Source organism: Aeromonas sp. A35_P, from assembly GCF_002259925.1.
GTDB classification, from domain to species: domain Bacteria; phylum Pseudomonadota; class Gammaproteobacteria; order Enterobacterales; family Aeromonadaceae; genus Aeromonas; species Aeromonas dhakensis.
The window spans coordinates 1-11,863 of sequence record NZ_NEVB01000036.1 but is presented as its reverse complement, the minus strand read 5'-3'; the positions used below and the strand labels follow the sequence as shown (position 1 = coordinate 11,863).

At 58.7% G+C, this 11,863-nt stretch carries 9 protein-coding genes and 1 tRNA gene; 4 read left to right on the top strand and 6 right to left on the bottom strand.

Going from position 1 to position 11,863, the window contains the following annotated elements; translation table 11 throughout:
* Positions 1–192 precede the first annotated feature (192 nt).
* A tRNA-Asn gene (locus CAK78_RS03335) sits at positions 193–268 on the bottom strand.
* A 135-nt stretch (positions 269–403) separates the two neighbouring features.
* Between CAK78_RS03335 and uvrB the strand changes: the two genes are divergently transcribed.
* The 3 genes from uvrB to CAK78_RS03320 all read left to right on the top strand — a co-directional run bounded on the left by uvrB (position 404) and on the right by CAK78_RS03320 (position 3,490).
* Complete coding sequence (uvrB, locus tag CAK78_RS03330) at positions 404–2,416, top strand: excinuclease ABC subunit UvrB (RefSeq protein WP_094696355.1); 2,013 nt, start codon at positions 404–406, stop codon at positions 2,414–2,416.
* A complete protein-coding gene (locus CAK78_RS03325; RefSeq protein ID WP_094696354.1) occupies positions 2,413–2,670 on the top strand; it encodes a YkvA family protein in 258 nt (85 codons plus the stop codon). The genes uvrB and CAK78_RS03325 overlap by 4 nt, the downstream gene beginning before the upstream one ends.
* Before the next feature lie 166 nt (positions 2,671–2,836).
* Positions 2,837–3,490 carry a DedA family protein gene (locus CAK78_RS03320; protein WP_094696353.1) on the top strand — a complete coding sequence of 218 codons (654 nt, stop codon included), beginning with the start codon at positions 2,837–2,839 and terminating at the stop codon, positions 3,488–3,490.
* Positions 3,491–3,735: 245 nt separating this feature from the next.
* Here the strand turns inward: CAK78_RS03320 and dsbB are convergent, their stop codons facing one another.
* Positions 3,736–4,257, bottom strand: a complete 522-nt coding sequence (gene dsbB, locus CAK78_RS03315; RefSeq protein WP_005300350.1) for a disulfide bond formation protein DsbB — start codon at positions 4,255–4,257, stop codon at positions 3,736–3,738.
* An 86-nt stretch (positions 4,258–4,343) separates the two neighbouring features.
* Complete coding sequence (gene nhaB, locus CAK78_RS03310) at positions 4,344–5,924, bottom strand: sodium/proton antiporter NhaB (RefSeq protein ID WP_094696352.1); 1,581 nt, start codon at positions 5,922–5,924, stop codon at positions 4,344–4,346.
* 333 nt (positions 5,925–6,257) lie between these two features.
* Between nhaB and fadR the strand changes: the two genes are divergently transcribed.
* Positions 6,258–6,971: a fatty acid metabolism transcriptional regulator FadR gene (fadR, locus tag CAK78_RS03305; protein ID WP_017780097.1), complete on the top strand. Its 714-nt coding sequence runs from the start codon at positions 6,258–6,260 to the stop codon at positions 6,969–6,971.
* Between the two features lie 65 nt (positions 6,972–7,036).
* On the opposite strand, the gene CAK78_RS03300 is transcribed toward fadR, so the two are convergent.
* From CAK78_RS03300 to CAK78_RS03290, 3 genes are read right to left on the bottom strand one after another with little or no spacing between them, the layout of a single operon-like run.
* Positions 7,037–8,554, bottom strand: a complete 1,518-nt coding sequence (locus CAK78_RS03300; protein WP_005300359.1) for a SpoVR family protein — start codon at positions 8,552–8,554, stop codon at positions 7,037–7,039.
* Between the two features lie 10 nt (positions 8,555–8,564).
* Positions 8,565–9,836 carry a YeaH/YhbH family protein gene (locus CAK78_RS03295; protein WP_010634123.1) on the bottom strand — a complete coding sequence of 424 codons (1,272 nt, stop codon included), beginning with the start codon at positions 9,834–9,836 and terminating at the stop codon, positions 8,565–8,567.
* 23 nt (positions 9,837–9,859) lie between these two features.
* Positions 9,860–11,782, bottom strand: a complete 1,923-nt coding sequence (locus CAK78_RS03290; protein WP_005300364.1) for a PrkA family serine protein kinase — start codon at positions 11,780–11,782, stop codon at positions 9,860–9,862.
* Positions 11,783–11,863: the final 81 nt, after the last annotated feature.

Here is an 11,863-nt window from a genome sequence, read left to right as displayed (position 1 = left end):
CAAGGGCTGTTCAAAAAATACCGGCCAAAGATTGTTTATATAAAAATCAAATAGTTACGTGCAGCAGAACAAAACGCTATCGAGGCGGATGGGGGAGAACAAAGGAGAGGTCACCGCAGGGCGCGGCTTGTGCATTAAAATTGGCAGAGGAAAGCACTAAAGTGGATAACTTGCACCGAGATGGTGAGGAATTGGCTCCCCCGACTGGACTTGAACCAGTGACATACGGATTAACAGTCCGCCGTTCTACCGACTGAACTACGGGGGAACATCAGGCAAGGAGGAGCATCATACAGAGGTCGCATTTCGAGGTCAATAGCCGCTTCTGCTGCCAGAGTGGATACCCAGGCCACCCCATCTCGGAGTACACTTCTGCTCTTGCGTATTTTTGCCGGGAGTCGTCATGAGCAAGTTATTCAAGCTGGCCAGCCAGTTTCAACCCGCCGGGGATCAGCCGAGGGCCATCGCCCAGCTGCTCGACGGCATCGAGTCTGGCCTCGCCCATCAGACCCTGCTCGGGGTGACCGGCTCGGGCAAGACCTTCACCATGGCCAACGTCATCGCGACTCTCAACCGTCCCACCATGATCCTGGCTCCCAACAAGACCCTGGCGGCCCAGCTCTATGGGGAGATGAAGGAGTTCTTCCCCGACAACGCGGTGGAGTATTTCGTCTCTTATTACGACTACTACCAGCCCGAGGCCTATGTGCCGACCACCGACACCTTCATCGAGAAGGATGCCTCCATCAACGATCACATCGAGCAGATGCGGCTGTCGGCCACCAAGGCGCTGCTGGAGCGGCGCGACGTGGTGATCGTCGCCTCGGTGTCGGCCATCTACGGCCTGGGGGATCCCCAAGCCTATCTCAGCATGATGTTGCACCTCAAAGTGGGAGACGTGATCAACCAGCGGGACATATTGCGCCGCCTCGCCGAGCTGCAGTACACCCGCAACGACATGGCTTTCCAGCGCGGCACCTTCCGGGTGCGGGGGGAGGTGATGGACATCTACCCCGCCGAGTCGGACAAGCTGGCCCTGCGAGTGGAGCTGTTTGACGAAGAGGTGGAGCGCCTCTCCCTGTTCGATCCGCTGACCGGCGCCATCGAGCAGACGGTGGTGCGCTACACCATCTACCCCAAGACCCACTACGCCACCCCGCGTGAGACCATCCTGGGGGCCATCGAGCACATCAAGGAGGAGCTCAAGGGGCGGCGTGAGCAGTTGATGAGCCTGAACAAGCTGGTGGAAGAGCAGCGCATCAGCCAGCGCACCCAGTTCGACATGGAGATGATGCAGGAGCTGGGCTACTGCTCCGGCATCGAGAACTACAGCCGCTACCTCTCCGGCCGCGCGCCGGGAGAGCCGCCACCCACCCTGTTCGACTATCTGCCGGGGGACGGCCTGCTCATCATCGACGAATCCCACGTCACCGTGCCGCAGATCGGCGCCATGTTCAAAGGGGACAGATCCCGCAAGGAGACCCTGGTGGAGTACGGCTTCCGACTACCGTCGGCACTGGACAACCGGCCGCTGAAGTTCGACGAGTTCGAGGCGCTGATGCCGCAGACGGTGTTCGTCTCGGCGACCCCAGGCCCCTACGAGCTGGACAAATCTGGCGGCGATGTGGTGCAGCAGGTGGTGCGCCCCACCGGTCTGCTCGATCCCGAGGTGGAAGTGCGGCCAGTCAGCACCCAGGTGGACGATCTGCTCTCCGAGATCCGCAAGCGGGTGGCGGTGGAGGAGCGGGTGCTGGTCACCACTCTGACCAAGCGGATGGCGGAGGACTTGACCGAATACCTGGCGGATCACGAGGTGCGGGTGCGCTATCTACACTCGGACATCGATACCGTGGAGCGGGTGGAGATCATCCGCGACCTGCGCCTTGGCAAGTTTGACGTGCTGGTGGGGATCAACCTGCTGCGCGAAGGCCTCGACATGCCGGAGGTTTCCCTGGTGGCCATTCTGGATGCAGATAAAGAGGGCTTCCTGCGCTCCACCCGCTCCCTCATCCAGACCATCGGCCGGGCGGCGCGCAACCTCAACGGCAAGGTGATCCTCTACGGGGATACCATCACCAACTCCATGAAGGTGGCGATTGAAGAGACCGAGCGGCGCCGCGCCCTGCAACACGCCCACAACCTGGAACACGGCATCGTACCGAAGGGGCTCAACAAGTCCATCGGCGATGTGATGGACATGGGGGGCAGCCGCACGGCGGGCAAGGCCGGCAAGAGGAGCCGCAAGGCCGCCGAGCCGCAAGGGGAGTACCATGCCCGCTCCGCCAACGAGATCGCCAAGGAGATCAAACGGATGGAAGAGCAGATGTTCCAGCATGCGCGAGATCTGGAGTTCGAGCAGGCGGCGGCGCTGCGGGATCAGATCCAGCGGCTGCGCGGCGAGCTGATCGAGTCATGAGCGCCCGACGCTGGCTCATCTGGCGGCGCCTGCGTCGCCTCTATCAGGGCTTTCGCCATCCTGCCACCCCCTGGTGGGCCAGGGGGCTGGTGATCCTGGTGCTGCTCTACGGCATCAGCCCGGTGGATCTGGTGCCCGACCTGGTGCCGCTGGTCGGCTGGCTCGATGATGCCACCCTGCTGTTGCTCCTCCTGTGGGGCTGGGAGCGCTGTCTGCCGGCTCCGGTGCGCAGGGATCTGGAGAGCGCCTCCTGAGCGGTCAGGGCACGACAGGTTTGCGATATCGGGGGGAGGCTGAGGCGGGATAAACGGTTTCATTCGAGCGACGCCAAGCGGCGAGTACAGGAGGCAGTCCACAGCGATTGTGGCCTGCCTGGCATTGGCGTAGACTCCACGCCGTTCACATTATGAGTATGGAAAAATGGATCTGATCCTCTTTGCAATCGACTTTATCCTGCACGTTGACGTGCATCTGAAAGAGCTGTTTGAAAACTACGGTATCTGGGTTTACGCCATCCTGTTTCTCATTATCTTCTGCGAGACCGGACTGGTGGTAACCCCCTTCTTGCCGGGTGACTCCCTGCTGTTTGCCGCCGGTGCCCTCACCGTGGGCAGCGTGCTGGACGTGCACACCCTGGCGGCCGTGCTGATCATCGCCGCCGTGCTCGGCAACGTGGTGAACTACACCATAGGCCACTTCTTCGGCGAGCAGCTGTTTCGCAACCCGGACTCCAAGATCTTTCGGCGGGACTATCTGGACAAGACCCACGCCTTCTACGCCAGACACGGCGGCAAGACCATCATCATCACCCGCTTCCTGCCCATAGTGCGCACCTTCGCCCCCTTCGTGGCGGGCATGGGGGCCATGACCTATCCACGCTTCCTGACGTTCAATCTGGTGGGGGGGCTCTTGTGGGTGCTCTCCTTTGTCTACGCCGGCCACTTTTTCGGCAACCTGCCGGTGGTGCGCCAGAACTTTACCCTGCTCATCTTCGGCATCATCGGCATCTCGCTGCTGCCCATGGTGATCGGCATGGTGAAAGCCAAGCTCAACGCCGGCAAGGTGGCTTCCTGAGTCAGCCTTGTTGGCCGTGTCATGAGAGGGAGCCGCAGGCTCCCTTTTTTGTTTGAGCAGGTTCTGATTGCTCATTGATGAGTCTGGAGGAAAGGTCAATCGGCGAGCAAGCAGGCCGTCACCGGGATGGCTGGCAGGGGAGCGAGGCATTGAAGAACGATATCAGGGGGCGAGGTGCCACCCGCTATCTTCATGAAAAAGGGAGCCACTGGCTCCCTTTTCACAACGGCTGATGCTGGCTTGACCTAGTTGCAGCAGCGCCCCTTGACCAAGTTGCCGATGGCCACCACCACGAATACCAGCAGGTAGGCGGCGAAGATGGCCACCAGCCACTGGGGCATGGAGAAGCTCAGGAACTGCCAGCTGACCTCGCTGCAGTCGCCATCCGGGAAGAACATCCAGGGGATCCACTGATCCAGCGGTGCCCAGCTCGGGAAGTCGACAAACCCTTCGCAGACATTGAAGGGAGAGGGGTTTACCTGATAATCCACATGCTTGAGCGCCAGTTTCAGGCCCCAGAAGGCACTGGCGCCCCACATCAGCAGGGCGCTCCAGCGCACATACCATTTCTGCGGAGCCACCATGCCGAGCAGCGCCGCCATGAGGACCCCGAGGGTGGCAAGCCGCTCATAGATGCACATGACGCAGGGATGCAGACCCAGCACGTGCTGGAAGAAGAGGGCGCTCAACTCGAGGAACAGGGCGGAGGCGGCAAGCAGGCCCCATGCCAGGCGATGGGCGGCTATACGGCGCAGAAACTCAATCATCTGGTTGATCTCACAGAAAAAACAGTGGCTGAATTAGAGCAGAGCAGGGGCCAAAAAGAAAGGGCCCTGGCGGGCCCTCATGGCACTCAATAGAGTGCGGACAGTACCGCAGCCGGGGCATTGTCGAGCGTCAGCCAGCCTGCCTGATAATACCAGTCGGTGAGCGGGCCGAGCAGAAACTCCACCGAGAAGAAACCCACCAGACCCAGCACCAGGGTATAGGGCAGCGCCATCCACACCATCCGGCCGTAGGAGAGGCGCAGCAGCGGCGCCAGTGCCGAGGTGAGCATAAACAGGAAGGCGGCCTGGCCGTTGGGGGTCGCCACCGACGGCAGGTTGGTGCCGGTGTTGATGGCCACCGCCAGCAGCTCAAACTGCTCGCGGCTGATGGCATTGTTGAGCAGGGCGGTCTTCACCTCGTTGATGTAGACGGTGCCGACGAAGACGTTGTCACTGACCATGGAGAGCAGGCCGTTGGCCAGGTAGAAGAGCGCGAGCTGGGCATCGGGTTCGGCCGCCAGCACCCACTGGATCACCGGCCTGAACAGCTGCTGATCGATGATGACGGCGACCACGCTGAAGAAGACGGCCAGCAGGGCGGTAAAGGGCAGTGCCTCCTGGAATGCCTTGCCGAGGGAGTGCTCTTCGGTGATGCCGGTGAGGGAGGTGGCCAGCACGATGACTGACAGGCCGATGAGGCCCACCGCCGCCAGGTGCAGGGCAAGCCCCAGAATGAGCCAGAGGGCGATCACCGCCTGCACGATCAGCTTGGCCTTGTCCTGAGCGGTGCGCTCGGCCTCTTCATAACGGTTGTAATCCTCCATGATGCGGCGTACCGCGTCCGGCAATTTGGCGCCATAGCCAAACCAGCGACACTTTTCGACCAGGACGCAGGTCAGCAGACCGCAGATAAACACCGGAACCGTGACCGGAGACATGCGAATGGCGAATTCGACGAAGTTCCAGCCGGCCTGTTCACCGATGATCAGGTTCTGGGGCTCTCCCACCAGGGTGCAGACGCCACCGAGGGCAGTACCGATGGCGGCATGCATCATCAGGCTGCGCAGGAAGGCACGGAAGTCATCCAGGTGCTGACGATTGAGCTCGTTGACGGTGCCATCATCGGTGTAATCGTGGGAGTGGCCAAACTCCTTGCCGGAGGAGACCTTGTGATAGATGGCGTAGAAGCCGGTGGCGACGCTGATCACCACGGCAATCACGGTGAGGGCATCGAGGAAGGCAGACAGGAAGGCGGAGACCAGACAAAACGCCAGGGATAGCATCGTTTTGGAGCGGATCCGGATCAGCAGCTTGGTGAACACGTAGAGCAACAGCTGCTTCATGAAGTAGATGCCGGCCACCATGAACACCAGCAGCAGCAATACTTCGATATTGGCGACCAGTTCGTGTTTGACCTGCTGTGCTGAGGTCATGCCGATCAGCACTGCCTCGATGGCCAGCAGGCCGCCGGGTTGCAGCGGATAGCACTTGAGGGCCATGGCCAGGGTGAAAATGAACTCGACGACCAGCAGCCAGCCGGCCATGAAGGGATCGAGATAAAAGGCGATCGGGTTGATCAGCAGGAATAGAAGAATAGCGGCCTTGTACCACTGGGGGGCGTTGCCCAGAAAGTTCCTGGCAAAGGCTTGCCCTAAGCTGATTGGCATAATAATGGGTCTCTGTTTTGTGGTTGGTATCTGCGTCTATGCAGTCAAGACAGGCTCGACCAGAACATCCGGATGTTGTCCCTTATCAGATTGATTCCTCATGATTTTAATCAAAAAGAGCATTAACTATAAATAACATAGTCGCCCTTGCCCATGAGTATGGTGGTTTTATGGGCAATCCAGGGGTTGGCTGGCACCCATCGCCGGCTGAAATACATTTTTTTAACAAAATCCCCCGTTGATGTGAGCAGAGGACTGACCTTCTGCTTGCCAGCCCTCCCTGCTTTGCTATTATTCGTGAGCCTTTTTTACGTACTACAACAGAGTCACTACATGGTCATAAAAGCGCAGAGCCCCGCAGGGTTTGCCGAGGAATACATCATCGAGTCCATCTGGAACAATCGCTTTCCTCCAGGATCCATCTTGCCGGCCGAGCGCGAGCTGTCCGAGCTGATTGGGGTGACCCGAACCACCTTGCGTGAAGTGCTGCAGCGTCTGGCCCGCGATGGCTGGCTCACCATCCAGCATGGCAAACCGACCAAGGTGAACAACTTCTGGGAGACCTCGGGACTCAACATTCTGGAGACCCTGGCTCGTCTCGATCAGGACAAGGTACCGGATCTGGTGGCTCAGCTGCTGTCGGCGCGTACCAACATCTGCACCATCTTCATTCGTGGTGCGATCCGTAACAACCCGGAGCAGGCCGCCGAGATCCTGCGCGGCGCTGCCGAGGTGGAGAACACCGCCGAAGCTTATGCGGACTTCGACTACCGGTTGCACCATCAGCTGTCGTTCGCCTCCGGCAATCCCATCTACGCCTTGATCCTGAACGGTTTCAAAGGGCTGTACAGCCGGGTTGGCCGCTACTACTTCTCCGACAAGCAGGCGCGGGAAACCGCGGATGCCTACTACAAGACCCTGCTTAACCTGGCCGAGACCAAGAATCACGAGGCCGTGTTCATGACGGTGCGTCAATACGGCATCGAGTCCGGCAAGCTATGGACTCGTCTGCGCCAGGATATGCCGAGCAACCTGTGCGACAACTGATCGTGCTCTGATGCAAGAAAAACGCGCCGAATGGCGCGTTTTTTTATGGCTGGAAGGTGAGGGGATCAGACCGGCTTCTTCTCCGGGCAGCGCCCTATGATGTCGGGAGGCAGTTCGCCATTGTCCTGCTCCAGTATCACATCGAAGCCCCACAGCTGGTGCAGGTGCTTGAGCACCTCGTGACGGGAGTCCCCCAGCGGGATCCGGTTGTGTGGCACATAGCGCAGGGTGAGGGAGCGATCCCCCTTTACTGCCACGTTGTAGACCTGAATGTTGGGCTCCAGATTGCTCAGGTTGTACTGGGCTGACAGGGTGTTGCGCACCTGACGATAGCCTTCGTCGTTGTGGATGGCCGAGACCTTCAGATAGTTCTTCAGATCGTCGTCATCGATGGCGAACAGCTTCATGTCGCGCATCACCTTGGGACTCAGGAACTGGCTGATGAAGCTCTCGTCCTTGAAGTTCTGCATGGCGAAATGCAGCGTCTCCACCCAGTTGCTGCCGGCGTAGTCGGGGAACCAGTATCTGTCCTCCTCGGTCGGGTGCTCGCAGATGCGGCGCAGATCGGTGAACATGGCAAAACCAAGGGCGTAGGGGTTGATCCCCGAGTAGTAGCGACTGTTGTAGGGGGGCTGATAGACCACGTTGGTGTGGCTGTGCAGCACCTCGATCATGAAGCGATCGCTTATCTTGCCCTCGTCATAGAGGTGATTGAGGATGGTGTAGTGCCAGAAGGTGGCCCACCCTTCGTTCATCACCTGGGTCTGTTTCTGCGGGTAGAAGTACTGGCTGATCTTGCGCACGATACGTACGATCTCGCGCTGCCAGGGCTCCAGCAGGGGGGCATTCTTCTCGATAAAATAGAGAATGTTCTCCTGCGGCTCGGCAGGGTAGCGCCGGTCTTCCACCCCGGAGGCCTTGTGCTGTTTGGGCAGGGTGCGCCACAGTTCGTTGACCTGAGTCTGCAGATAGTCTTCCCGCGCCTTCTGGCGTCGTTTCTCTTCGGCCATGGAAATTTTCTGAGGCCGCTTGTAACGATCCACCCCGAAGTTCATCAGCGCATGGCAGGAGTCGAGCAGTTTCTCCACCGCGTCGATGCCGTGCTTCTCTTCACATTCGGTGATGTAGTTCTTGGCAAACAGCAGGTAGTCGATGATGGAAGAGGCATCGGTCCAGGCCTTGAACAGGTAGTTGTTCTTGAAGAAGGAGTTGTGGCCGTAGCAGGCGTGGGCCATCACCAGCGCCTGCATCGGCATGGTGTTCTCCTCCATCAGATAGGCGATGCAGGGATCCGAGTTGATGACGATCTCGTAGGCCAACCCCATCTGGCCACGCTTGTAGTTGCGCTCGGTATGGATGAAGCGCTTGCCGAATGACCAGTGTTGATAGCCGATGGGCATGCCGACGCTGGAGTAGGCATCCATCATCTGCTCCGCCGTGATCACCTCTATCTGGTTGGGGTAGGTGTCCAGTCGATAGAATTTGGCGACCCGGGCTATTTCTTGATGGTAAATGTCCAGCAGGTCGAAGTTCCAGTCCGGGCCATCGTCCAGCGGCGCTACTTTTCTTGCGGTTTCTACCATATGACCTCCCTCAAGCCGCTTGCTTCTTGAACAGCTCCCGGAATACCGGATAGATATCCTCGACCTTGCGAATATGTTCCATCGCGAAGTGGGGGAACTGGCTGGCGACCGACTCATACTCGTGCCACAGGGTCTGGTGGGCACGGGTGGTGATCTCGATGTAGGAATAGTACCGCACCCGCGGCATGATATCCCGCACCAGGATCTCCCGGCACTGCGGCGAGTCGTCGGCCCAGTTGTCACCATCTGACGCCTGTGCCGCGTAGATGTTCCACTGGTTGGCGGGGTAACGTTCGTTGATGATGTCATTCATCATCTTGAGCGCACTGGAGACGATGGTGCCGCCCGTCTCCTGGGAGTAGAAAAATTCGTGCTCGTCCACTTCCTTGGCCTGGGTGTGGTGACGGATGTAGACCACTTCGACGTTCTTGTAGGTCCGGCTCAGGAACAGATAGAGCAGGATATAGAAACGCTTGGCCATCTCCTTGGTGGCCTGATCCATGGAGCCTGACACGTCCATCAGGCAGAACATCACCGCCTGGCTGGAAGGCACGGGCCGCTTGACGAAGTTGTTGAACTTGAGATCGAAGGTGTCGATAAAGGGCACCGCATCGATCCGTCTTTTCAGCTCGCGGATCTCTTTTTCGAGCTGGGCCATCTCCGCAAAGTGTTCGGTGGGATCGGCGGCCAACAGGGCGAGACGATCCTCCAGTTCGTGCAATTGGCGTTTCTTGCCCGCCTGCAGCGCCATGCGGCGGGCCAGCGAGTTTTGCAGTGAACGCACCACGTTGATGTTGGCGGGCACCCCGTTGGAGGTGTAACCCGCCCGGTAGGTTTTGACTTCCATCAGCTGATTGAGCTGGGTTTTCTGCAGCCTCGGCAGCTCCAGATCTTCAAACAGCAGGTCCAGATACTCATCCTTGGAGATTTGGAAGACGAAGTCGTCCGCTCCCTCTCCCTGATTGGATGCCTGCCCCTCACCGGAGCCCTGACCGCCACCTCCCCCTTTGGGGCGGTCAATCTTGTCGCCGGAGACGAACTGGTCGTTGCCGGGGTGCACCATCTCCCGTTTACCGCCTTGCCCCTGATGGAAATGGGGCTCGCCGATGTCCTTGGTCGGGATGCTGATGCTCTCGCCGGTATCCACGTCCTGAATGCTGCGCTTGGAGACAGCATCAGAGACCGCTTGTTTGATCTGCTTCTTGTAGCGGCGAATGAAGCGCTGCCGATTGACAGCGCTTTTGTTTTTGCCGTTGAGCCTGCGGTCGATAAAATGCGCCATAACTCCCCCTTGAACAGTCAGGGTCAGGATGACTTGCGTACCCTGAGATACCATTCGGAGAGCAGACGCACCTGTTTACGGGTGTAACCTTTCTCCATCATCCGTTCGACAAAGTTATCGTGCTTCTTCTGCTCCTCGGCCGAGGTTTTGCTGTTGAAGGAGATAACCGGCAGCAGCTCTTCCGTGTTGGAGAACATCTTCTTCTCGATCACGGTGCGCAGCTTCTCGTAACTGGTCCAGTTGGGGTTACGGCCTGCATTGTTGGCCCGGGCACGCAGCACGAAGTTGACGATTTCGTTGCGGAAATCCTTCGGGTTGCTGATCCCGGCGGGTTTTTCAATTTTCTCCAGCTCGCTGTTGAGGGAGGCACGGTCAAACAGCTGGCCGGTCTCGGGGTCACGGTACTCCTGATCCTGGATCCAGAAGTCGGCGTAGGTGACATAGCGATCGAAGATGTTCTGACCGTACTCGGAGTAGGACTCTAGGTAGGCGGTCTGGATCTCCTTGCCGATGAACTCCACGTAGCGCGGGGTCAGATAGCCCTTGATGAACTCAAGGTAGCGGTCGTGCAGCTCCTGCGGGAACTGCTCGCGCTCGATCTGCTGCTCCAGCACATAGAAGAGGTGTACCGGGTTGGCCGCCACTTCCGCGTGGTCGAAGTTGAAGACGCGGGAGAGGATCTTGAACGCAAAGCGGGTGGAGAGGCCATTCATCCCCTCGTCGACGCCGGCGTAATCGCGGTACTCCTGATAACTCTTCGCCTTGGGATCTGTGTCTTTGAGGCTTTCGCCATCATAGACCCGCATCTTGGAGTAGATGCTGGAGTTTTCCGGCTCCTTGAGGCGCGACAGCACGGAGAACTGACCCAGCAGCTCCAGGGTCCCCGGGGCGCACTTGGCATCGGTCAGTTCGCTGTTGACCAGCAGCTTCTCGTAGATCTTCACCTCTTCCGACACTCGCAGGCAGTAAGGTACCTTGACGATGTAGACCCGGTCGAGGAACGCCTCGTTGTTCTTGTTGTTGCGGAACTGCTGCCACTCGGATTCGTTGGAGTGAGCCAGCAGGATGCCGTCGAAGGGGAGGGCGGAGAGCCCCTCGGTACCGTTGTAGTTCCCCTCCTGGGTGGCGGTCAGCAGCGGGTGCAGCACCTTGATGGGCGCCTTGAACATCTCGACGAACTCCATGATCCCCTGGTTCGCCTTGCACAGCGCACCCGAGTAGGAGTAAGCGTCGGCGTCATCCTGGGCGAAGTGCTCCAGCATGCGGATGTCCACCTTGCCGACCAGAGAGGAGATGTCCTGGTTGTTGTCATCGCCCGGTTCGGTCTTGGCGATGGCAATCTGGTCGAGGATGGAGGGATTGACCTTCTCCACCTTGAACTTAGTGATGTCACCACCAAACTCGTGTAGCCGCTTGGCGACCCAGGGGGACATGATGGGGCGCAGGTAGCGGCGCGGGATGCCGTACTCTTTTTCCAGCAGCTCACCATCTTCTTCGATGTCGAACAGGCAGAAGGGGTGATCGTTGACCGGTGAACCCTTGATGCGATAGATAGGCACCTTCTGCATCAGGGATTTGAGTTTTTCTGCCAGCGAGGATTTACCACCGCCGACCGGGCCCAGCAGATAGAGGATTTGTTTCTTCTCTTCCAGCCCCTGGGCGGAGTGTTTGAGATAGGAGACGATCTGTTCGATGGCTTCTTCCATGCCGTAGAAGTCTTTGAAAGCGGGATAGCGTGCCACGACGCGGTTGGAAAAAAGACGACTGAGTCTGGGATTGGCAGAGGTGTCGACCATCTCAGGCTCACCGATGGCGGTCAGCAGACGTTCGGCGGCGGAGGCGTAGCAGGACTTGTCCTGCTTACACATATCCAGGAACTCCTGGATGCTGTATTCCTCTTCCCTGGCTTTCTCATATCGCTGTTGATAATGCTCGAAGATGCCCATAACTTTGCCCTCGTTATAGTCGCTTACCCTGAAAAGAGTGGATCACTACTTTTGTTCTGTTTACCTCATTAAGCCTAGTCA

Excerpts from the sequence above, each read along its gene's own strand:
- uvrB (WP_094696355.1), top strand. The coding sequence starts at position 404 with ATGAGCAAGTTATTCAAGCTGGCCAGCCAGTTTCAACCCGCCGGGGAT.
- CAK78_RS03295 (WP_010634123.1), bottom strand. The coding sequence starts at position 9,836 with ATGGCGCATTTTATCGACCGCAGGCTCAACGGCAAAAACAAAAGCGCT.
- fadR (WP_017780097.1), top strand. The coding sequence starts at position 6,258 with ATGGTCATAAAAGCGCAGAGCCCCGCAGGGTTTGCCGAGGAATACATC.
- CAK78_RS03290 (WP_005300364.1), bottom strand. The coding sequence starts at position 11,782 with ATGGGCATCTTCGAGCATTATCAACAGCGATATGAGAAAGCCAGGGAA.
- nhaB (WP_094696352.1), bottom strand. The coding sequence starts at position 5,924 with ATGCCAATCAGCTTAGGGCAAGCCTTTGCCAGGAACTTTCTGGGCAAC.
- CAK78_RS03320 (WP_094696353.1), top strand. The coding sequence starts at position 2,837 with ATGGATCTGATCCTCTTTGCAATCGACTTTATCCTGCACGTTGACGTG.
- CAK78_RS03300 (WP_005300359.1), bottom strand. The coding sequence starts at position 8,554 with ATGGTAGAAACCGCAAGAAAAGTAGCGCCGCTGGACGATGGCCCGGAC.
- CAK78_RS03325 (WP_094696354.1), top strand. The coding sequence starts at position 2,413 with ATGAGCGCCCGACGCTGGCTCATCTGGCGGCGCCTGCGTCGCCTCTAT.
- dsbB (WP_005300350.1), bottom strand. The coding sequence starts at position 4,257 with ATGATTGAGTTTCTGCGCCGTATAGCCGCCCATCGCCTGGCATGGGGC.